Raw genomic sequence first — 19,053 nt, 5'->3', positions numbered from 1 at the left:
CTATGCGGACATTGATTTACTGGTTTCGAAATGATTTACGTTTGGCGGATAACCCAGCATTTACGCAGGCCTGTTTAAACGCCGATCATCTTCTGCCAGTGTATGTGCATGACTCAAAGGAGCAAGAAACGGTTTATGGTTTTGAGCGACAAGGGCCACATCGGCAGGCTTTCTTGAGGGAATCCCTGGATGACTTGAGGTCTCAGTTACGTGCACAGGGTTCAGACTTGTTGGAGTTTTCTGGCAAGTCAGCACAGGTGCTACTGCGCTTACTCAAAGATACATCTGCACAAGCAATATATTGCGAACAAATCGAAGCGCCCGAAGAAATTGAGCAAGTGCGAATTTTGCAACAGCAGGGCGCTGATGTAAAAGAGTATTGGCAATCCAGCATGTTAGATCCGCAAAGCCTTCCATTTGAGTTGGAAAAAATGCCTGATGTATTTACTGCATTTCGTCAGGAGGTTGAGAAAGCACAGCTCAAGTTCGCCCAGCCCATCAATGTCCCTAAGAAAATTCCATCGCTACCGGCAGCTTTGCCTCCGGGTTCAACATTGCCTTCAAGAACTCAGGCAGTTTCACATCCCTATTTACTAGGGGGAGCCAGCCATGCGCGCGCTCACTTGAAGCAATACCTAGAGCGGCGTTTGCCTGATAGTTATAAAGAGACTCGTAATCAGCTCATTGGCATGGATTACTCTAGTAAGTTTTCAGCATGGCTTGCCCTAGGCTGCATCACAGCACGCGACATTGCTGCGCAACTGAATGAGTATGAGAATTGTCATGGCGCCAATGATGGTACTTATTGGCTTTGGTTTGAATTACTATGGCGTGACTATTTCCGCTTTATTCACTTTAAGTATGGTCAGAAGTTGTATCGCGCTAGTGGCTTAACCGGTGTGCCGGTAAAACCATCTTACGCACCCAGCTTTGAGCAATGGCGCACCGGCAATACCGGCACTGAACTAGTGGATGCGGGTATGCGGGAATTACACCAAAGCGGTTATCTCTCCAATCGGATGCGTCAGATTGTGGCAAGTTACTGGATATACGATATGAAGGGCGACTGGCGTGCTGGCGCAGCTTGGTTTGAATCCCAGTTAATAGACTATGACGTTTACAGCAATCAGGGTAATTGGCTGTATATCGCTGGACGTGGCACTGACCCTAGGGGAGGTAGACCCTTCAATGTGGCCAAGCAAACTCAAGATCACGATCCTAAAGAAATCTACCGCAAGCTTTGGCTCTCGTCTTAGTAGAGTTTTATAGCTGTTCAACTGCTGCGTATTGTTCAAGCACCTCTAGAGAGACTTTCTCCAAAGCTTTGATGTGAGTGCTTTCCAGCTTAATCATTGGCGCACAGTTAGCTTCTAGAGCCTCGATCCAGCGATTAAGACATAGACACCATTGATCACCTGCAATCAGTCCTGGAAACTGGTACTCGGGCCTTGGGGTAATTAGATCGTTGCCACGCTTCAGGCTAAATTGCAAAAAGTCATTACTGACTATTGCGCATACCAAATGACTCCCCGCATCTTGCTCATTGGTCTTGCAGCAGCCATCCCTAAAAAATCCAGTTAAAGGATCAAAGGAGCAGGGAACTAGTGGTTGCCCTAAAACATTAAGGGTGATGTCATATTGCATAGAAACTTTCTGTATTTACCAAGGGAGTTGTTCGCCGGAATAGCTAATAAACGTCCCTGAATCTTCTTTGTTTAGTGAGAGTAAGACATTAAGCATATCTTGCGCAGCATCCAAAGGAGGTCTGCCAATTTGCTCGCCCTTGAAAGGCTTTGATAGGTGAGAGTTGACTGTCCCTGGATGTACTGCCACCAAAGCAGTGTTGGGTTTGGTTCTTGCAAATTCAATCGATGCTGTCTTGATCAGCATATTTAATGCTGCCTTAGAAGCGCGGTAGCTGTACCACCCGCCGAGACGATTATCTTCAATGCTCCCGACCTTGGCGGAGAGTGTTGCCATGACAGAGTTAGCGGGGTCGAGCAACTTGGAAAAGTGTTTGATAGTCAATCCAGGTCCGATGGCATTAATTTGCATCAACATCTGCAATTGTTCGGCATTGAGATCGTCCAGCCTCTTTTCTGGCATCCAATCTGCAGAGTGCAATATGCCGATGGTATTGATGATGAGCTGAAAGGGCGCTTCATCTGAGAGGGCCTTCGCCGCAGATTCAATGGTGCTCAGATCTTGATAATCAATTGGGCTGGTAGAGTTTCGATGAATTCCCATTACCCCTAAGCATGCCGGATCATTTTCTAGTAATTCCACAAAGGCAGAGCCGATGGTTCCTGAGGAGCCAATCACGAGTGCGCGGAAAGAATTGGGAATTAATGACATGAATGGGACGAATGAATAGGGGTTCAGCCAGTTTATTGAATAAGTCTTAAACTTGCTCGATGACGACACGACTACCCCAAACGCTTTCAGAAGCGGATCTCTCGAGGTTAATTGAGATGGCCTGGGAAGATCGCACGCCTTTCGATGCTATTGAGGCTACTTTTGGGTATTCGGAGCCCCAAGTGATTGCTTTGATGAGAAAACAACTTAAACGTAACTCATTTGAATTGTGGCGTAAGCGGGTAACTGGCAGAGCAACTAAGCATGTGGCTCTTCGCAGTAAATTGATTAACCGCGCTTACTGCGCAACTCAGTACAAGCAAAAATAAGCATCATGAAAAAGCTGACGATGTTCTATGACGGCCTTTGTCCTTTATGTCAGGCAGAGATTCAGTTTCTCTCTGGGCGTAATCAAGCAGGCTTACTCAGCTTTGTCGATATCAATTCGGATCTATATATTCCTGATCGTGTCGGCGCCTCTTGCGACCAAGCTTTGGCTTCGATGTGTGCGCAATATGAGGATGGTGAGCTGATCCAAGGGGTTGAGGTATTTTCAGCAGCCTATAGTCGAGCTAATCTGCCTAAATTGGCATGGATTTTTTCTAGACCAGCACTCAAACCTTTTTGGAATGTCGGCTATCGATTTTTCGCAAAGCATCGCCATGCGATCTCAGCCTTGTTTGGGCCCCTTGCTTTACGGCTAGTAAATAGAAAAGGGTAAAGATATGAAGCTCTCCTGTGCATTGGTAATTACTTTAGCTCTCGGTGTACTTACTCCAAGTAGTTTCGCTAAGGAGCCGCCACATATTAAGAGCATGATGGGTCAAGTCCAATTGCAGGGCTTGGGCAGACTCAACTTTTGGGGCTTTCATGTTTACGATGCCAATCTATATCGTGGTACCGCCAAGGATTCTCAAGAATTCGCTCTCGAGCTGAAATATCAGAGGTCATTCACCGGCGAAGCAATTGCCAACCGTACTTCCGAAGAGATGAAAAATTTAGGCGTCTCCGATTCCCAGGCAACAGCTTGGGGCAAGGAGTTAGCCGGCATTCTTCCTAATGTGGAGCCTGGCCAGACTATTGCAGCTGTCTATATCCCTAAGCAGGGCACCAGCTTCTTTTATGAAGGCAAGAAGATATCGCAAATTCAGGGTGCTGATTTTGCAAAAGCCTTTTTTGGTATTTGGTTAGATTCAAAAACGAGTGCGCCAAAACTCAGGACAGAATTATTAGGGCAAGGTTGCCCACCACCCCTTATTTCGGGAGCATGTTAATGCGCAATATCCATTTCTTTTCAAAGTTGTTGAGCGTTTGCTTGATTGCATTCGCTTTATTTGGCTGCTCCTCACCATCAGTAACGCAGTATGCAAATGAGAAACCCAATTTAGACCTTAGTGAATACTTCAACGGTACGATAGATGCCTATGGAATCTTTACTGACCGTAGTGGTGAGGTTAAGAAACGATTTACCGTTCTCTTGGTTGCCCAGTGGAAAGTCATTGACGGTAAAAAAGTGGGTACTCTCGATGAGAGCTTCGAATACTCCGATGGTGCTAAGCAAAAGCGCATTTGGACTTTGACTGAAACTGCCCCCGGCAAATATATTGGTAGGGCGGATGATGTAGTTGGGGATGCCCTAGGTGAGTCAGCGGGTAATGCGCTCACCTGGGCTTACACCTTGGAATTGCCGGTAGATGGCACTATTTATCACGTGCAATTCAATGATTGGATGTACCTTGTAACGCCTAAGGTGATGCTGAATAAAGCCAAGATGAGTAAATTTGGTATTGATCTTGGCGAGGTTACCCTGAGCTTTTACAAGCGCTAAGTCTGGCAATTAGTGAGGATAAATATTTGAAGAAGCTTGTTCTGGTTCTGGGTGATCAGCTAGATATCAATAGCCCGGTAATAAAAAAACTCAACCCCAAGGCCGATCAGATCATCATGATTGAGTCTGCGGATGAGGCCAAGTATGTTTGGTCTCATAAGGCAAAAATTGCTTTGTTTTTATCCGCAATGCGCCACTTTGCTAAAGAGCTAGAAGAGCTTGGTATACCGCTGCAATATATCAAGCAGTCTCCTAAATCCATTGGCGAAACGCTACGAGCAATTATTAAAAAAGAAAAATGTACTCATTTAGTTTGTCTTGAGCCCGGGGAATATCGACTCAAGTGTGAGATTGAAGCATTGGCTTCTGAATTGAACATTGAATTAGAAATGCAGGAGGATCCACATTTCTATTGCTCCCGTCAGGAATTTTCTAATTGGGTTGCTGGTAAGAAAGAATTGCGTCTGGAGTATTTCTATAGACTGATGCGTAAGACTCACAATATTTTGGTCGATAAAGAAGGGAGCCCTGAAGGTGGCCAGTGGAACTTTGATCGAGACAATCGCAAGCCCTTTCCAAAGAAAGGCCCTGGTTTAATCCCCCCACCTGAATTATTCGAACCAGACACCATCACACAAACTGTTCTGGCTGAGGTGGAGGAGAGCTATCCGGATCACCCTGGCTCACTAGCCCACTTTCAATGGCCGGTGACTCGTCAACAGGCACTTCAAGCTCTTGAGGGGTTTGTTGAGCACCGTTTGGCGACCTTTGGGATTTATGAAGATGCGATGTGGACGGATACGCCTTTTGGTTGGCACTCGCTGCTGTCAAGTTCACTCAATCTGAAATTACTTAATCCCAGAGAAGTCATCGATGCCGTTTTGCTTGCCTGGAAAAAATATGACCTAGAGTTAGCGACCGTAGAGGGATTTATTCGTCAGATCTTGGGGTGGCGAGAATTTGTGCGTGGCATGTACTACCTTGACATGCCGCAAATGGCCGAAGACAATTTTTACGAGCACCAGAACTCTTTGCCGGGCTGGTATTGGACCGGCGATACCAAGATGAAATGTATGCAGGAGTCCATTGGGCAAACTCTGCAGTACGGCTATGCCCATCATATTCAGCGGTTGATGGTTACTGGTAACTTCGCCTTACTCGCAGAAATTTTGCCCAAGGAAGTGTGCGATTGGTATCTGGCTATTTATATCGATGCGATCGAGTGGGTGGAGTTGCCCAATACTGCTGGTATGGCCTTGTTCGCCAGCGGTGGTCGTTTCACGAGCAAACCTTATGTTGCAAGTGGCGCTTACATCAAGAGAATGAGCAACTATTGCGACTCTTGCCAATACAAGCCCGATGTCCGATTTGGGGAGAGCGCTTGCCCAATGACCACCCTTTACTGGAACTTTCTCATTAACCATCGCAAGCAGTTTGAGGCAAGCCCGCGTACCCGTTTGATGACGGCTAATTTATCCCGCATTAGCGATGCAGATCAAGAGTCTATTCAGGGGCATGCTAAGACCATTTTGGGCAATCTGAACGCGCTGTAAGCAGGGGCGGCAAGGTTCTGGGTTTTGTGTCACACTTTGACCAATTAAATCAATAGCTTAAAGACTGCAATGCGAATAGAAGACACCGATCCAGCACGGCATGCTGGCATTGAATATCCCATGGAGGTGGGTGCGCCCGTATTTGCGCCAATCAAAGTCTTGGAAGAGAAAGACAAGGCAGTTAATGTAGCGCGCCAAAATGCCAAGCTTGAATATGACCGCATTATGGAGCAGGCTGAAGTACTCATGAAGCAGGCACGCGCTCTTCAAGCAAGATTGGACGCAACAGAAATGGTGCACAGCGCTAAATTTGGTTTTAATCCTCTGCACGGCAAAACTTATCACTTGTATTTCGATAGCCGCATTGGTACAAATGTGTTGATCCAAAATGGCCCCGATCAATGGAGTTGCGGTATTCCTGATTCTTGGACCTATGTCATGGCAGTTAAAAAGCTCGGTGATAGTACCTGGGCTATCGTTGAAGATGAAGAGATCCCATCTTCTGCTGTTACGGTAAGATAATTTTTCTAAATAAAAATAATAAGGTGACTTGTGACAACTGCTCGAATTGTTAGTCTCTCAGAACTCGGTAACGCCGACGTAATTAAATTAATCGATAAAGAACTGCCAGCTCCCGGAAAAGGCGAAGTACAACTTCGTCAAACTGCAATCGGCTTTAACTTTATCGATGTGTATCAGCGCTCGGGTGTATATCCACTTGAATTACCAACGGGCCTTGGTCACGAAGCAGTTGGTGTGGTTGAGGCGCTTGGTGAAGGTGTCACTCGATTTAAGGTGGGCGATCGCGTGATGTACATGAACGCTGGTATCGGTGCTTATGCCAGTGCACGCAATGTTGCGGTGAATAAGCTCGTGTCGGTTCCAGACAATGTGTCTGATGAAGTTGCTGCCGCTGTATTTTTTAAAGCAATGACTGCGCAATACTTAATTCAAAAGACCTATAAAGTTAAAGCTGGTGACGTTGTGCTTGTGCATGCTGCCGCTGGCGGTGTTGGCCAAATCCTAGCAGGCTGGGCAAAATCATTAGGTGCTTTTGTAGTGGGCACCGTAGGGTCTGAAGCCAAGTTTGCCGCAGCGAAAGAAGCGGGATGCGATGCTGTGGTCGATTACTCAAAACCCAATTGGGTTGAGGAAGTCATTAAGGCAACAGGTGGGCGCAAAGCAAATGTGGTTTATGACTCAGTTGCTAAGACCACTTTCTTGGGATCGCTAGATTGTGCTGCACCATTTGGCACGGTGGCTTTGTTTGGTGCCGCCTCTGGCCCGGCACCAGAAATTCATCCAGAGATTCTCAATAAGAAGGGCTGCCTCTTCTTAACAAGACCTTCTGTGTTCCCACATAACGCTACTCCAGAGTTGCTTCAAGAAAATGCTCGCGCAGTATTTGATGCGATTGCGCAAGGCCGTGTAAAGGTACAGATCGGTGCTAAGTTCACTCTTGAGCAATCTGCTGAAGCACATAAGGCAGCTGAGGGTAGAAAAGTTTCAGGTGTGATTGTGATTACACCTTAATTTAGGTAGTTGAATATATAACTAACTAGTATTGTTTGCTTAAAAGCCCCGCTGATGCAGTGGGGCTTTTTGCTTTTTCCTCAAGCTACTAAACTGATTGGCTTAACTGTAGAATGAAGTGGAAGTACTCACGCTAATCAAAAGAGGCTCACATGAACTTCTACATCAAATCCATTCTGTCTGCGGTCTGCATTGTTACTTCTTCGGTGGTGCTTGCTCAAATTCCCGATACGCAATATTCACAAGGAATTTCTTATATCTCTGGCGGGGTAGGCGAAGAAGAGTCGCAATCGATTTTGGCGGAGGCAAAGCAGTGGCCCTTGCTGCTGGAGTTGTCGCAATTAGAAAATGGTCGCGGAGTTTGGATTTTTGGGGCAAAGATCAAAATTGTGAATTCCCAGAATCAAGTGATATTTGATGCGCAAGCAGATGGCCCTTATATTTTGATTAATTTGAATGCTGGTCAATATCAGATTGAGGCTTCTTACCAAGGGGTAATCCAGAAGAGATCTGTCAGCATTCAGGCTTCTGCACCTCAAAAACTGGCTATTTTTTGGAAATAAGACTCTTGTTACAGGTAATCCTGGGTAGTAGAGTCTGCTGAGTTTGCTTGAATAGCCTCTATAATCAGCTAAGCGCTTGAATTCAAAGAAATTTATTCTATAAATGCTGTTTTAGGTCGTTTGACAGCCCTAAGTGGGTCTTGGACAATGCCTGAGGTGGCTTGATTCAGGCCATTTCTTTCGATGACAGCCACTAATTCCTCCTTTCCACCATCAGCAGTCGCGACCCTTGAGGCTCGTGAGATCACCTGCGTGCGGGGTGAGCGAGAGCTATTTTCTGGGCTGAGCCTGCAGGTATTACCTGGCCAATGCCTCCATATCCGTGGTGAGAACGGCGTTGGAAAAACGAGCCTATTGCGCTTGCTCACCGGTCTGACTTTCCCAGAGTCTGGGGAGGTTCTTTGGAGTGGCGACTCCATCAAAAAAGAAGCATCGGATTATCACAGTCAGCTTTTGTTTTTAGGGCATCGCGATGCCTTGAAAGAAGATCTCAGTTCCCTAGAAAATTTGCGCATGTACGCTGCAATTGATGGCATCACTCTCTCCGAGCAGGATGCCTTTACTTCCTTGTGGCGATTTGGTCTCAAAGGGCGCGAAGATCTGCCTGTCAATTGTTTATCTGCTGGCCAGAAAAAACGCGTCTTGATGGCACGGATGGTGACACGACGCGCACAAGTTTGGATTTTGGATGAGCCTTTTAATGCTCTAGATACTCATGCAGTGCTGGAGTTGCAGGGCTTAATAGCAGAGCATCTTGAGAGTGGTGGGCTGGCAGTGCTGACAAGTCATCAGCCCTTAGCCATTCCTGGTCTGCGAGTGCTAGATCTTTGAACGCCTTTATTACCATCGTCCATCGCGATCTATTGTTGGTAATGCGTCGCAAGAGCGAGGTGTTGACCGCATTATTTTTCTTTGTGATTGTGACTAGCCTCTTTCCGCTGGGCATTGGTGCTGATACTGCTTTACTGAGAAAGATTGCGCCTGGCGTGATTTGGGTTGCTGCTTTACTTTCTACATTACTGGGTTTGCAGCGGATGTTTGCAGCTGATTATGCGGATGGCACCTTGGAACAATTGGTTCTTTCCCCGAATTCGTTTACGGCATTAGTGTTTGGTAAGGTGGTTGCCCATTGGCTGGTATGCGGACTGCCTCTAGTCTTGCTGGCGCCGGTAATTGGTATTCAGTTTGATTTGGATGCTCAGTCTTTAAAGGTATTGATGGCAGCCTTATTGTTAGGAACGCCTGTTTTATCTCTACTGGGTTCTATTGGTGCAGCCCTAACTCTAGGGGTGAGGGGCGGCAGTGTATTGATGAGTCTTCTGATCTTGCCGCTCTATATCCCCGTATTAATTTTTGGCGCTGGTGCCGTCTACGCTAGCAGTGTAGGGCTTGATATCACAGGACATTTTTCACTATTAGGCGCTTTATTCATTTTGGCATTAGCATTTGTGCCTTGGGTTAGTGCTAATGCAGTCAAGATTGCTATCGAATGAGTAATGTAAATAATTTATCTTCTAGTCGCGTGATGAACTGGTTTAAGTTCTCGAGCCCGAGCACTTTTTATCCGCTGGCTGGGAAAATGATTCCCTGGTTCTGGGCACTCACTGTTATTTTTGGAGTTGCCGGCTTGTGGGTGAGTTTCTTTGTGGCCCCAGTAGATGCAGTCCAGGGTCAGGGTTACCGTATTATTTTTATCCATGTTCCTGCTTCTTGGATGTCCATGTTCATCTATTTAGTCATGGCCGCTTGGGCGGGCTTGGGCTTGGTATTTAATACCCGTCTATCCGCCATGATGGCGCAGGCCTTGGCTCCGATTGGGGCTTGGATGGCATTCCTATCTCTTTGGACTGGTGCCTTCTGGGGTAAGCCGATGTGGGGTGCCTGGTGGGTATGGGATGCGCGTTTAACTTCTGAATTAATTCTGCTCTTTTTGTATCTTGGATTTATCGCCTTGCAAGCTTCTATAGATAACGCTCGCCGTGCAGATAAAGCTGGTGCCATCTTGGCTTTGGTTGGCGTGGTGAACGTACCTATCATTTATTTTTCAGTGAAATGGTGGAATACCTTGCATCAAGGCGCCTCCGTTTCATTAACAAAGGCCCCGGCTATGGCTCAGACCATGCTTTGGGGAATGCTCTTGATGGCTTTATGCTTCTGGATGTACTCAATCGCAGTAGGGTTAATGCGTGTCCGCGCCATCATTTTGGAGCGCGAGGCCCATACTGACTGGGTTAAGCAATTAAACGAGGTGAAGCCTTAATGTGGAATAGTCCAGCTGAATTCTTTGCGATGGGTGGTTACGCACTATATGTATGGTGCAGCTTTGGCGTTTGCGCCTTAGTGCTCTTTTTAGAGCCTCTAGCTGTCCGCGCACGCCATAAAGCGATCGTTCGTAGACTTCAGCGTGAAGTAATGGCGGAGCAGTTTGATCAAAAGGGTAGCAAGTGAAGCCAAGACATAAACGGGCAGCCATTATTGTTGGCGCACTCATTGCTATCGGCATTGCAGCAGTTCTTATTTTGAATGCCCTTAATAGCAATATCGCTTTGTATGTCACTCCAAGTGAGGTGGCTGCGGGCAAATCACCTGCTGGTCAAGTTTTCCGAATTGGTGGCATGGTCAAAGATGGATCCGTTAAGCGAGATGGTTTAACGGTGCACTTTGTCATTACCGATATGGTGAAGGATATTCCTGTGGCCTACACCGGCATCCTTCCGGATTTATTTAAAGAGGGTAAGGGCGCGGTCATTCAAGGTCGCCTTAATCCAGATGGACAATTTGTTGCTAGCGAAGTATTGGCTAAGCATGACGAGAACTATATGCCTCCAGAGGCTAAGCATGCTTTAGAGCAAGCTCAAAAAAACGGAAATAAATAATGATTCCTGAGTTTGGGCATTACGCATTAATCCTCGCTTTATGCATCGCCATTATTCAAGGAATACTTCCATTGGTTGGTGCACATCAGGGTCGTCGCGAATGGATTTTGTTGGCTAGGCCAGCTGCGCAAACAGTTTTCCTTTTGCTCGCCATTGCATTTGTGATTTTGGCCTGGAGTTTTTACTCAAATGATTTTTCTGTCCTCTATGTAGCAGAACATTCAAACTCGCAGATGCCTGTCATCTATCGCCTAGGCGCGGTATGGGGTGGTCATGAAGGTTCTTTATTGCTTTGGATCTTCCTGTTATCTACTTGGACATTCTTAGTTGCTCAACTTTCTAAATCGCTCGATGAGTTTATGGTTGCTCGCGTGATTGGTGTTTTGGGTTTGGTAACCACAGGCCTACTCTTATTTGTGCTCACCACATCCAATCCTTTTGAAAGACTCTTGCCAGCTGCGCAAGATGGTCGCTCGTTAAATCCGCTTCTGCAGGATCCGGGCTTGGTGTTTCATCCGCCAATGCTCTACATGGGCTATGTTGGTTTCTCAGTAGCATTCGCCTTTGCCATCGCTTCTTTGCTGTCTGGTCGCCTTGATGCTGCCTGGGCCCGCTGGTCACGTCCTTGGACAACAGCTGCCTGGGTATTTCTGACGCTCGGTATTGCACTAGGTTCCTGGTGGGCTTATTACGAATTGGGTTGGGGTGGTTGGTGGTTCTGGGATCCCGTTGAGAATGCCTCATTCATCCCATGGCTCGTAGGTACCGCATTACTTCATTCATTGGCTGTAACTGAGAAGCGCGGCGGATTCAAGAGTTGGACAGTGTTGCTAGCTATTACTGCTTTCTCACTGTCACTTCTGGGGACCTTCTTGGTTCGCTCGGGAGTTCTGACTTCAGTTCATGCATTTGCGACTGATCCAAGGCGCGGTATCTTTATTTTGATTTTCTTGGTCTTGGTAGTTGGCTCTTCATTAACGCTCTATGCTTGGCGCGCTCCCAAAAGCACGCTTGGCGGTAAGTTCAGCTTAACTTCGCGCGAAACCTTTATCTTGCTTGGTAATGTTTTCTTGGTGGTGTCTGCGGCATCCGTGCTGTTGGGTACGCTCTATCCCTTGCTGATTGACGCCTTGCATCTGGGAAAGATCTCAGTAGGGCCCCCATACTTCAATAGCGTCTTTGTGCCCATCATGATTCCATTGTTGGTGCTGATGGGTATTGGACCCTGGACTAGTTGGAAAAACTCCAATCTATTGGATGTGATCAAGCGCTTATGGATTGCAGTATTGGTGGCGGTGATTGCCGCAGCTTTGATTCCATTCGTGATGGGCGAATTTACCTGGCTTAGCAGTCTTGGTTTCTTATTGGCCTTCTGGGTGATTGCTTCAGGCGTTCTGCAGATTATTCGCCAGGCAAAAGCGGGTAAACCAACGCGTTCATTTATTGGAATGCAAGTAGCGCACCTAGGTATAGCTGTGTTCGTGATTGGCGTCACGATGGTGGGTGCTTACCAAGAAGAAAAAGATGTACGTATGCTTGCAGGTGAAAGCGTCAGTGTTGGTGGTTATGACATTCAGCTCAAGAGTGTCAGCGCTGTTCCTGGTCCAAACTACAAAGCAATGCAAGGCACTTTCTTGTTAACCCGTAATGGAAAACTCGAAGCCACAATGTACCCAGAAAAGCGCAGCTACTTCTCTTCAACTATGCCAATGACTGAGGCGGCAATTGATGCGGGTCTCACTAGAGACATCTACGTTTCATTAGGGGAAGAGTTGGAAGACAAGGCATGGGCTGTTCGTGTCTATTACAAGCCTTTTGTTGATTGGATTTGGGGTGGTTGTTTGTTGATGGCATTGGGTGGCGTATTGGCAATGTCGGATAAGCGCTATCGCATGAAGTTGAAGAAAGTCGCAGCATGAAGGCTAAGTTTTTAATTCCACTCCTCTTGTTTGTGATCTTGGTTGGATTTCTAGCGGTAGGCTTAAATCGTGATCCCCATGAAGTGCCTTCGCCCTTGATTGGTAAGCAAGCTCCTGCTTTTGAATTGCCTCAATTGGCAGATCCTCAAAAAACCTTTTCGCCCGAAAGCATGAAAGGCAAGCCCTGGATTTTGAATGTATGGGCCTCATGGTGCGTTGCTTGCCGTGAAGAGCATCCCGTTTTAGTTGAGCTAGGTAAGTTACAGGTTGCACCGATTATTGGCTTGGATTACAAAGATAAGCGTGATGATGCGATGGCTATGCTCGCTCGCCAAGGCAACCCTTACGTTTTATCGGCATTTGATGCCAATGGTCGAGTAGGTATTGATTACGGCGTATATGGCGTTCCAGAGACCTATGTGATTGATAAGGCTGGTGTGATCCGGTTCAAGCATATCGGCCCAATCACGATGGACTTATTGAATAAGAAGATTATTCCGCTGATGGGTGAGCTCAAGTGATTTTGAAAAAGTTTCTCCCCCTCATTCTGTCAGCGATTGTGCTTGCTTGCGCAGCGAATATTGCCTCTGCTAAAGATGCAGCTCCGCTTGCGGATGATCCGGTCACCGAGCAGCGTCTCATTGCTATTTCAGAAGAAATGCGTTGTCTGGTTTGCCAGAATGAATCTCTTGCAGGTTCACGCTCTGATTTGGCGAATGATTTGCGCCGAGAAATTCGCGTCCTGATTGTTGAGGGTAAGAGCGATGAGCAAATTCGGAATTTTATGGTGGAGCGTTACGGTGACTTCGTCCTATACCGTCCGCCTGTCAAGCCGATTACTTGGCTCCTATGGATAGGCCCCTTTGTTATTTTGCTTGCCGGCATTATTGGTCTAATGATTTATCTACGCCGCAGAAATCAAAGTGTGCCGAGTACTACGCTATCCGCTGAGGATAACCGTCGTATTGATGCGCTACTTCAGGATGCAAAATCCAGCTCAACAGAAAATGCACATGACTAGTTTTTTAATACCAGCTCTCCTTTTGTTGATCTTGGTTCTGATCCTATTGCTACGACCATTATTTTTTCCAGCAAAAGACTCTGCAACTTCACGTCGTCAGATGAATGCCGCCATTTACAAGGAAGAGCTCGACAAGCTTGAGGCTGATCGTACGGCTGGAACTGTTGATGCGGATAGTTATGAGCAGGCTCACGCAGAAATGCGTCAGCGTCTTTTTCAGGATACGGATGAGGCGGATGATCTCGCTGTCCTGGGTTCACCAAAGAAAACTATCATTGGGATCTGTCTCTTTGTAGTTTTGCTTTCAGCAGGTTTTTATTTCTACCTTGGTGATGCTTCTCGAATTGCCGAAAAGAACTCTGAAAAGCCCATGACCCAAGAGTCAGTTGAAAAGATGGTTGCAGAGTTTGCTGCGAAGATGGAAAAAGAGCCCGACAATTTGAAGGGCTGGGCTATGCTGGCGCGCTCCTATCGAATTTTGGGCCGAAATGCTGAGGCTGCCAATGCCTACGCTCGCGCCGGATCGTTTGTCGATTCTGACCCGCAATTATTAGCAGACTATGCCGATGTATTGGCAGCAAATGCAGATGGCAATTTTGCGGGCAAGCCTCAACAATTGATTAACAAGGCATTAGCTCTAGATCCGAATAATTTACTGGCACTGTGGCTTTCTGGCACTGCAGCCTTTAATGCACAAAACTATAAGGCAGCGGTACAGTCTTGGGAGAAGTTGGCAAAACAGCTCCCACCCGATACAGATGAGACTCGCGCAATTACTGCTTCAATTGCCGAAGCTCGTAGCAAGGGTGGGCTGCCGCCAGCTAGCGCTCCGGTGATTAGCAACCAAGGGGTGAGCGGACAGATTGGCATCTCTTCCGAACTGCAATCTAAAGTTAAAGCGGGCGATACTTTGATGGTGATTGCTCGTAAGCCAGGTGAGCGTATGCCAGTAGCGGTGCTCAAAACTGCGGTTGCTGCATTCCCGATGAACTTTGTTTTGAATGATGCTCTGGCGATGAGTCCCAACGCCTTAATCTCTCAATTACCTGAAGTATTGGTTGAGGTGCGCATCTCCAAAACAGGAATGGCCATGCCAGAATCAGGCGACTTGATATCTGCACCCCAAACAGTCAAGGTGGGCACGACCAATGCTCGCCTCATGATCAACCAAGTCAGACCTTAATTAGCCTCTACCTACAAATGGCATATTGGTTGCCATGATGGTCATCGAGAGGATATTGCTTTCTAGAGGCAGCTGAGCCATGTGTAGGACAGCTTGCCCAACATGATCTACATCCATGAGTGGCTCCACCTTTTTTGAGCCATCGGGTTGCAGAATTCCGGCTGCCATCGGGATAGTCATTTCAGTGCCCGCATTACCAATATCAATTTGACCGCAAGCAATATTGAATGGGCGTCCGTCCAAGGCAATAGATTTGGTTAATCCGGTAATTGCATGCTTGGTAGTTGTATATGGCGCTGACATAGGGCGGGGCGCATGCGCTGAAATGGAGCCGTTGTTGATAATGCGGCCACCTTGAGGTGATTGCGCCTTCATCATGCGGATGGCTTCTTGTGAGCACAGGAATGCGCCACAGAGGTTGGCATTAACGACATTTATCCACTGCTCGTAACTTAGCTCCTCCATAGGTATAGCTGGAGCGCCTATGCCGGCATTGTTAAAAAGTACATCAATACGACCAAATTCTTTTTGGATTGTTGAAAACAAGCGCTTTACTTCCTCTGGCTTGCCTACATCGCAAGCAACTGCCAGGCTATTTTGCTTGCTTCCACCAATGCCTTGAATGGCTTTATTGAGCTTTTCAATATTTCTACCAGTTAGAACGACGCGAAATCCACCATGCAAAAGTGCTTTTGCCGCAGCCTTGCCGATACCCGTCCCAGCTCCTGTGACTAGAGCTACCTTGTTGGGGCTTGAGTTCATTGTGATCCTCATGGTTCTTTGAAAGCCCTAATCTTATCCCGAATTTATTCAAATTCATTCGAATGAATTCATTCCGCTCTCGATCACTAGGCTCGGGGCATAATGGCAAAAACGAGAAGAATTCTTATGGACTTCATACGCAAAAATATCTATAACCCCCTGGTGGTTGGCATTGCCTTTTTAATTCTGGTCACCATCCTTTTTGCTACCTTGTGGGTTTTGGTACCACCACCACCGAGATCAATTGAGTTGGCTACTGGCTTTCCTACGGGCCTCTATCAGCAGTTTGGAGAAAAACTTCAAGCTGAAATGGCTCAGGAGGGTGTGTCGCTGAAGTTGCGAACCACGGGAGGCACTAGTGATAACTTGGCTTTATTAAGTAACCCCGAGTCTGGCGTTGATTTTGCAATGGTTCAGGGTGGTGTTGCCGATTTATCCAAGCACCCTAATTTTGTTTCAATTGCTGGCGTATTTTATGAGCCGGTATGGGTTTGGTATCGAGAGTCTAGCTTTCAGAATGAGTCTGGGCGATTGGGCTTGTTGAGTCAACTAAAAGGTAAGCGTGTATCCATCGGCAATGAAGGGAGTGGCACATTAACCTTGACTTCGCAACTGCTCGAAGCAAGTGGAATCAGTTTGAATGATTTACGTGCGCAAAAGTTAAAGCCACTCGACGCATTAGAGAAGTTCAAAAAAGGTGAGTTAGATGCTGTGTTCTTAGTCAGCGCTGCGGAGGCTCCTTTGGTTAGAAGCTTCTATGAAACCCCTGGCATTCGCTTGATGAATTTCGAGCAGGCCGATGCTTATGTCCATTTATTTCCTTTTCTCTCAAAGGTCACAGTCCCTCGTGGAGTAGTGAGTATTGCGTACGATCTTCCGCGTCAGGATATACAGGTATTGGCCGCTACGGCAACCTTGGTGGGAAAGGATGATGTGAGTCCTGCTTTAGTAACTTTATTACTTAGCGAGACATACGACATTTTAAAAACCTATTCTTATTTGCAAAAGCCGGGGGAGTTCCCATCTGGCACAGGGCTTGATTTTCCTTTGCACGTAGATGCTGAAATCTACTTAAAAGATGGACCTTCTTTCTTGCATCGTCACCTACCGTTCTGGACTGCGGTCTGGATTGGCCGCTTCGCCAAAATTGTGATTCCATTATTGGTAATCTTGATCCCCTTATTTACCTATATTCCGGCAGCTAAGAATTTACTATTGCGCCTTAAATTGTCTCAGGTATATGAAGAGCTGAAAGTGATTGAAAGAAATGCAGCTAACCCAGCATTAAAAGAAACAAACTTTAAGGATTTGGCTGACATTGAGAGAAGGGTGGGGAACATCAAAGTCTCCATGCTCGATGCTAAAGAGCTCTATGACTTGAAGGGCCACGTAGGGGAAGTGCGCGGCCGCTTGAATTTGCACCCCTGATTTTTGGTAAACGCCTAAAATAAGCTCATGACCCTCTCAAGCCTGTCGCCGCCGCTTACACCCCTAAAGGAATTAGCAAATTCTCTTCGGGGCGATGGTTTTGCGATCGTCTCTGCGAGGGATGTTGCGCAAATAGCGCATGTCGATCTCGATAAATTACAAGATCTCACCCAGTTTTGGGAAGAGTTGCCGCGTGACCCTTATCTCAGGGATGGTGGGCGTTACCGTTTTCGCCGCCATTCTAGTTTTGAGATCAAAGGTGAGTCTTTGACCATGGTGCCTCATCGTGCCCATTGGCAGTCTGTGAACTACAACGCATTACATGGTGGCATAGAGCGCTGGTTTGAGCCTTCCCAGGCTCAACTCACCGCCAGTCCTGCCTGGCAATCGCTTTTACTGGGGTTGGCCCACGTTCTCAATGGTGTCAAGCAAGTCAATACCTGGTTTGTTGAGGCGCACCAATTTAGGATTGATACAACCGATGGAATTGGGCGACCAACTCCTGAGGGAGCGCATCGCGATGGCGTAGATTTTGTAGCTGTATTTTTACTTAATCGAGTCGGCATCAAAGGTGGGGAAACTCGTATTTTTGATGCGGGTGGGTCGGCTGGTTTGCGGTTTACGCTCACTGAGCCTTGGTCTTTATTGCTCATGAATGATGAAAGAATGATTCATGAATCCACCCCCATTCAGCCTTTAGGGCCTCACGGTTTTAGGGATACTCTGGTGCTGACTTTCCGCTCAAATGGATTTCAGGATTCACCTAATCGTAGTCAGCAGTAAATCCTTATGCGTTTTAAACCTACCGGCTACACACCTTTTATGCTCATGGCGCAAACTTGTGCGCTGCTAGGTTTTGCTTGTTACGCTGTAGTTCTGACAACCCTGCAGGAAGAGTGGCATCTCAGTAACTTGCAATCAGGCTTAATTGCCAGCGCCTTCTTCTTTGGTTATATGCTGATGGTCCCATTAGCAACGGCACTCACAGATCGCGTTGATGCAAAAAAAGTTTATCTTATAGGTGGCCTTTCCGCGACTTGTGGCTTACTAGGTATGGGTCTTTTTGCCTATAACTTCTGGACCGCCTTGATCTTTATGGCTCTAAATGGCGCTGGTTTGGCTGGCACTTATATGCCCGGCTTAAAAATTCTATCGGATCGCATTAAGACAGGTGAATTGAGTCGCCACATTGCCTTCTATACGGCTTTTTTTGGTATTGGTACCGGCTTCTCTTACCTCTGCTCAGGTTGGATCTTGGATGGTTTAGGTTGGCGCTATGTTTTCGGAATCATTGCCTTAGGACCATTCACTGCTTTGATGATTGTGCTTCTATTTATTCCCGCGCTCACTCATGAAAAATGGCATGGCCCAATTCGGATTCGATTGCACGATATTTTTCCAGTTGATAAGTGGCGCTTAGTCTTGCAAGATAAAACAGCTTCAGGTTTTATTTTTGGTTACACCGTGCACTCAATAGAGTTGTTTGCTTCTCGTAGTTGGATAGTAGCTTTTTTTGGTTTCTGTGCAATCGTGACGGGCGACCCTTTTCTGTTGACTGCCACCACCCTTGCTGGCGTGATTAATTTTTTTGGCGTTCCGGCATCCATCATTGGAAATGAGATTGCTTTAAGAATAGGGCGTCAAAAATGGATTTTCTTTGTCATGCTATCTAGCGCAGCATGTGGAGTGGCGCTGGCTTCTTCAACCGGACAATCTTGGTGGTTGATTGTTGCTTTGGCAGTAGGGCACACTATTTTTATCATGGCTGATTCTGCTACTCTGACAGCTGGTTTGGTGGTGAGCGCCCAAGAAAACATTAAAGGTGCTGCAATGGGTCTTCACTCCTTAATGGGTTTTGGAGGCGGCTTACTGGGCCCAGCTATTTTTGGTTTTGTTCTCGATTTAACTGGGTCACGCGCCTCGCAAATATCTTGGGTTTGTGCTTATGCCGCTGTTGTAGTCTGGGGCGTACTGTTTGTTCTTTACGAGCGACGTAATGGTTGGGTCAGCAAGTCTCTAACCCGTAATTAAT

24 protein-coding genes are annotated in these 19,053 nt (G+C 46.8%); 21 read left to right on the top strand and 3 right to left on the bottom strand.

The annotated features are described in order from the left end of the window. The first annotated feature begins 2 nt into the window (after window positions 1-2). A complete protein-coding gene (locus tag ICN11_RS09135; RefSeq protein ID WP_216230117.1) occupies window positions 3-1,256 on the top strand; it encodes a DASH family cryptochrome in 1,254 nt (417 codons plus the stop codon). 7 nt (window positions 1,257-1,263) lie between these two features. On the opposite strand, the gene ICN11_RS09130 is transcribed toward ICN11_RS09135, so the two are convergent. Together ICN11_RS09130 and ICN11_RS09125 are read right to left on the bottom strand one after the other, a co-directional pair. Next, entirely contained in the window at window positions 1,264-1,644 is a 381-nt protein-coding gene (locus tag ICN11_RS09130; protein ID WP_216230116.1) for a DUF2237 family protein, read from the bottom strand. 15 nt (window positions 1,645-1,659) lie between these two features. Continuing rightward, window positions 1,660-2,355 (bottom strand): SDR family NAD(P)-dependent oxidoreductase, encoded by a 696-nt coding sequence (locus ICN11_RS09125; RefSeq protein WP_216230115.1) that lies wholly within the window; start codon window positions 2,353-2,355, stop codon window positions 1,660-1,662. Between the two features lie 59 nt (window positions 2,356-2,414). On the opposite strand from ICN11_RS09125, the gene ICN11_RS09120 reads away from it, so the two are divergent. From ICN11_RS09120 to ccmI, 17 genes are all read left to right on the top strand, one after another. Further along, the gene (locus ICN11_RS09120) at window positions 2,415-2,684 is read left to right on the top strand and encodes a TIGR03643 family protein (RefSeq protein ID WP_216230114.1); all 270 of its coding nucleotides are present in this window, start codon (window positions 2,415-2,417) and stop codon (window positions 2,682-2,684) included. Window positions 2,685-2,689: 5 nt separating this feature from the next. Continuing rightward, on the top strand, window positions 2,690-3,076 hold the full coding sequence (locus tag ICN11_RS09115; protein ID WP_216230113.1) for a thiol-disulfide oxidoreductase DCC family protein: 387 nt from the start codon (window positions 2,690-2,692) through the stop codon (window positions 3,074-3,076). A gap of 4 nt (window positions 3,077-3,080) precedes the next feature. After that, a complete protein-coding gene (locus tag ICN11_RS09110) occupies window positions 3,081-3,629 on the top strand; it encodes a chalcone isomerase family protein (protein WP_216230112.1) in 549 nt (182 codons plus the stop codon). Next, window positions 3,629-4,183 (top strand): DUF3833 domain-containing protein, encoded by a 555-nt coding sequence (locus ICN11_RS09105; RefSeq protein ID WP_216230111.1) that lies wholly within the window; start codon window positions 3,629-3,631, stop codon window positions 4,181-4,183. Before ICN11_RS09110 ends, ICN11_RS09105 begins: the two co-directional genes overlap by 1 nt. 26 nt (window positions 4,184-4,209) lie before the next feature. Further along, window positions 4,210-5,736, top strand: coding sequence for a cryptochrome/photolyase family protein (locus ICN11_RS09100; RefSeq protein WP_216863179.1), 1,527 nt, complete (start codon window positions 4,210-4,212; stop codon window positions 5,734-5,736). A gap of 69 nt (window positions 5,737-5,805) precedes the next feature. Then, window positions 5,806-6,258 (top strand): DUF2452 domain-containing protein, encoded by a 453-nt coding sequence (locus tag ICN11_RS09095; protein ID WP_216230110.1) that lies wholly within the window; start codon window positions 5,806-5,808, stop codon window positions 6,256-6,258. A 30-nt stretch (window positions 6,259-6,288) separates the two neighbouring features. Next, on the top strand, window positions 6,289-7,269 hold the full coding sequence (locus tag ICN11_RS09090) for a zinc-binding dehydrogenase (protein WP_216230109.1): 981 nt from the start codon (window positions 6,289-6,291) through the stop codon (window positions 7,267-7,269). Between the two features lie 152 nt (window positions 7,270-7,421). Then, window positions 7,422-7,832, top strand: coding sequence for a carboxypeptidase-like regulatory domain-containing protein (locus ICN11_RS09085; protein WP_216230108.1), 411 nt, complete (start codon window positions 7,422-7,424; stop codon window positions 7,830-7,832). A gap of 183 nt (window positions 7,833-8,015) precedes the next feature. Further along, complete coding sequence (ccmA, locus tag ICN11_RS09080) at window positions 8,016-8,663, top strand: cytochrome c biogenesis heme-transporting ATPase CcmA (protein WP_216230107.1); 648 nt, start codon at window positions 8,016-8,018, stop codon at window positions 8,661-8,663. Next, window positions 8,660-9,325: a heme exporter protein CcmB gene (gene ccmB, locus ICN11_RS09075; protein WP_216230106.1), complete on the top strand. Its 666-nt coding sequence runs from the start codon at window positions 8,660-8,662 to the stop codon at window positions 9,323-9,325. Before ccmA ends, ccmB begins: the two co-directional genes overlap by 4 nt. Further along, entirely contained in the window at window positions 9,322-10,092 is a 771-nt protein-coding gene (gene ccmC, locus ICN11_RS09070; protein WP_216179984.1) for a heme ABC transporter permease CcmC, read from the top strand. The genes ccmB and ccmC overlap by 4 nt, the downstream gene beginning before the upstream one ends. Continuing rightward, window positions 10,092-10,280, top strand: a complete 189-nt coding sequence (gene ccmD, locus ICN11_RS09065; RefSeq protein WP_216230105.1) for a heme exporter protein CcmD — start codon at window positions 10,092-10,094, stop codon at window positions 10,278-10,280. The genes ccmC and ccmD overlap by 1 nt, the downstream gene beginning before the upstream one ends. Continuing rightward, on the top strand, window positions 10,277-10,708 hold the full coding sequence (gene ccmE, locus ICN11_RS09060) for a cytochrome c maturation protein CcmE (protein WP_216179990.1): 432 nt from the start codon (window positions 10,277-10,279) through the stop codon (window positions 10,706-10,708). Before ccmD ends, ccmE begins: the two co-directional genes overlap by 4 nt. Then, window positions 10,708-12,627, top strand: coding sequence for a heme lyase CcmF/NrfE family subunit (locus tag ICN11_RS09055; RefSeq protein WP_216230104.1), 1,920 nt, complete (start codon window positions 10,708-10,710; stop codon window positions 12,625-12,627). The genes ccmE and ICN11_RS09055 overlap by 1 nt, the downstream gene beginning before the upstream one ends. Then, a complete protein-coding gene (locus ICN11_RS09050) occupies window positions 12,624-13,148 on the top strand; it encodes a DsbE family thiol:disulfide interchange protein (protein ID WP_216230103.1) in 525 nt (174 codons plus the stop codon). Before ICN11_RS09055 ends, ICN11_RS09050 begins: the two co-directional genes overlap by 4 nt. Before the next feature lie 2 nt (window positions 13,149-13,150). Further along, window positions 13,151-13,648, top strand: a complete 498-nt coding sequence (locus ICN11_RS09045; RefSeq protein WP_216230102.1) for a cytochrome c-type biogenesis protein — start codon at window positions 13,151-13,153, stop codon at window positions 13,646-13,648. Continuing rightward, entirely contained in the window at window positions 13,641-14,831 is a 1,191-nt protein-coding gene (ccmI, locus tag ICN11_RS09040) for a c-type cytochrome biogenesis protein CcmI (RefSeq protein WP_216230101.1), read from the top strand. The genes ICN11_RS09045 and ccmI overlap by 8 nt, the downstream gene beginning before the upstream one ends. Here ccmI and ICN11_RS09035 read toward each other — a convergent pair whose 3' ends face one another. Next, a complete protein-coding gene (locus ICN11_RS09035) occupies window positions 14,832-15,605 on the bottom strand; it encodes an SDR family oxidoreductase (protein ID WP_216230100.1) in 774 nt (257 codons plus the stop codon). A 114-nt stretch (window positions 15,606-15,719) separates the two neighbouring features. Here ICN11_RS09035 and ICN11_RS09030 point away from each other — a divergent pair, with 114 nt between their 5' ends. From ICN11_RS09030 to ICN11_RS09020, 3 genes are read left to right on the top strand one after another with little or no spacing between them, the layout of a single operon-like run. After that, a complete protein-coding gene (locus ICN11_RS09030; RefSeq protein ID WP_216230099.1) occupies window positions 15,720-17,021 on the top strand; it encodes a TAXI family TRAP transporter solute-binding subunit in 1,302 nt (433 codons plus the stop codon). Between the two features lie 27 nt (window positions 17,022-17,048). Next, complete coding sequence (locus tag ICN11_RS09025) at window positions 17,049-17,804, top strand: 2OG-Fe dioxygenase family protein (RefSeq protein ID WP_216230098.1); 756 nt, start codon at window positions 17,049-17,051, stop codon at window positions 17,802-17,804. Between the two features lie 6 nt (window positions 17,805-17,810). Beyond that, complete coding sequence (locus ICN11_RS09020; RefSeq protein ID WP_216230097.1) at window positions 17,811-19,052, top strand: nitrate/nitrite transporter; 1,242 nt, start codon at window positions 17,811-17,813, stop codon at window positions 19,050-19,052. Window position 19,053 lies beyond the last annotated feature (1 nt).

Origin of the sequence: Polynucleobacter sp. 78F-HAINBA (assembly GCF_018882325.1) — a bacterium.
In the GTDB taxonomy this organism is placed as follows: Bacteria; Pseudomonadota; Gammaproteobacteria; order Burkholderiales; family Burkholderiaceae; genus Polynucleobacter.
This window is presented reverse-complemented; position numbering and strand designations above follow the sequence as displayed.

Excerpts from the sequence above, each read along its gene's own strand:
- ICN11_RS09085 (WP_216230108.1), top strand. The coding sequence starts at position 7,422 with ATGAACTTCTACATCAAATCCATTCTGTCTGCGGTCTGCATTGTTACT.
- ICN11_RS09035 (WP_216230100.1), bottom strand. The coding sequence starts at position 15,605 with ATGAGGATCACAATGAACTCAAGCCCCAACAAGGTAGCTCTAGTCACA.
- ICN11_RS09055 (WP_216230104.1), top strand. The coding sequence starts at position 10,708 with ATGATTCCTGAGTTTGGGCATTACGCATTAATCCTCGCTTTATGCATC.
- ICN11_RS09050 (WP_216230103.1), top strand. The coding sequence starts at position 12,624 with ATGAAGGCTAAGTTTTTAATTCCACTCCTCTTGTTTGTGATCTTGGTT.
- ICN11_RS09125 (WP_216230115.1), bottom strand. The coding sequence starts at position 2,355 with ATGTCATTAATTCCCAATTCTTTCCGCGCACTCGTGATTGGCTCCTCA.
- ICN11_RS09110 (WP_216230112.1), top strand. The coding sequence starts at position 3,081 with ATGAAGCTCTCCTGTGCATTGGTAATTACTTTAGCTCTCGGTGTACTT.
- ICN11_RS09105 (WP_216230111.1), top strand. The coding sequence starts at position 3,629 with ATGCGCAATATCCATTTCTTTTCAAAGTTGTTGAGCGTTTGCTTGATT.
- ICN11_RS09030 (WP_216230099.1), top strand. The coding sequence starts at position 15,720 with ATGGACTTCATACGCAAAAATATCTATAACCCCCTGGTGGTTGGCATT.
- ICN11_RS09120 (WP_216230114.1), top strand. The coding sequence starts at position 2,415 with ATGACGACACGACTACCCCAAACGCTTTCAGAAGCGGATCTCTCGAGG.
- ccmI (WP_216230101.1), top strand. The coding sequence starts at position 13,641 with ATGACTAGTTTTTTAATACCAGCTCTCCTTTTGTTGATCTTGGTTCTG.
- ICN11_RS09095 (WP_216230110.1), top strand. The coding sequence starts at position 5,806 with ATGCGAATAGAAGACACCGATCCAGCACGGCATGCTGGCATTGAATAT.
- ICN11_RS09020 (WP_216230097.1), top strand. The coding sequence starts at position 17,811 with ATGCGTTTTAAACCTACCGGCTACACACCTTTTATGCTCATGGCGCAA.
- ICN11_RS09135 (WP_216230117.1), top strand. The coding sequence starts at position 3 with ATGCGGACATTGATTTACTGGTTTCGAAATGATTTACGTTTGGCGGAT.
- ICN11_RS09130 (WP_216230116.1), bottom strand. The coding sequence starts at position 1,644 with ATGCAATATGACATCACCCTTAATGTTTTAGGGCAACCACTAGTTCCC.
- ccmD (WP_216230105.1), top strand. The coding sequence starts at position 10,092 with ATGTGGAATAGTCCAGCTGAATTCTTTGCGATGGGTGGTTACGCACTA.
- ICN11_RS09025 (WP_216230098.1), top strand. The coding sequence starts at position 17,049 with ATGACCCTCTCAAGCCTGTCGCCGCCGCTTACACCCCTAAAGGAATTA.
- ccmC (WP_216179984.1), top strand. The coding sequence starts at position 9,322 with ATGAGTAATGTAAATAATTTATCTTCTAGTCGCGTGATGAACTGGTTT.
- ccmA (WP_216230107.1), top strand. The coding sequence starts at position 8,016 with ATGACAGCCACTAATTCCTCCTTTCCACCATCAGCAGTCGCGACCCTT.
- ICN11_RS09115 (WP_216230113.1), top strand. The coding sequence starts at position 2,690 with ATGAAAAAGCTGACGATGTTCTATGACGGCCTTTGTCCTTTATGTCAG.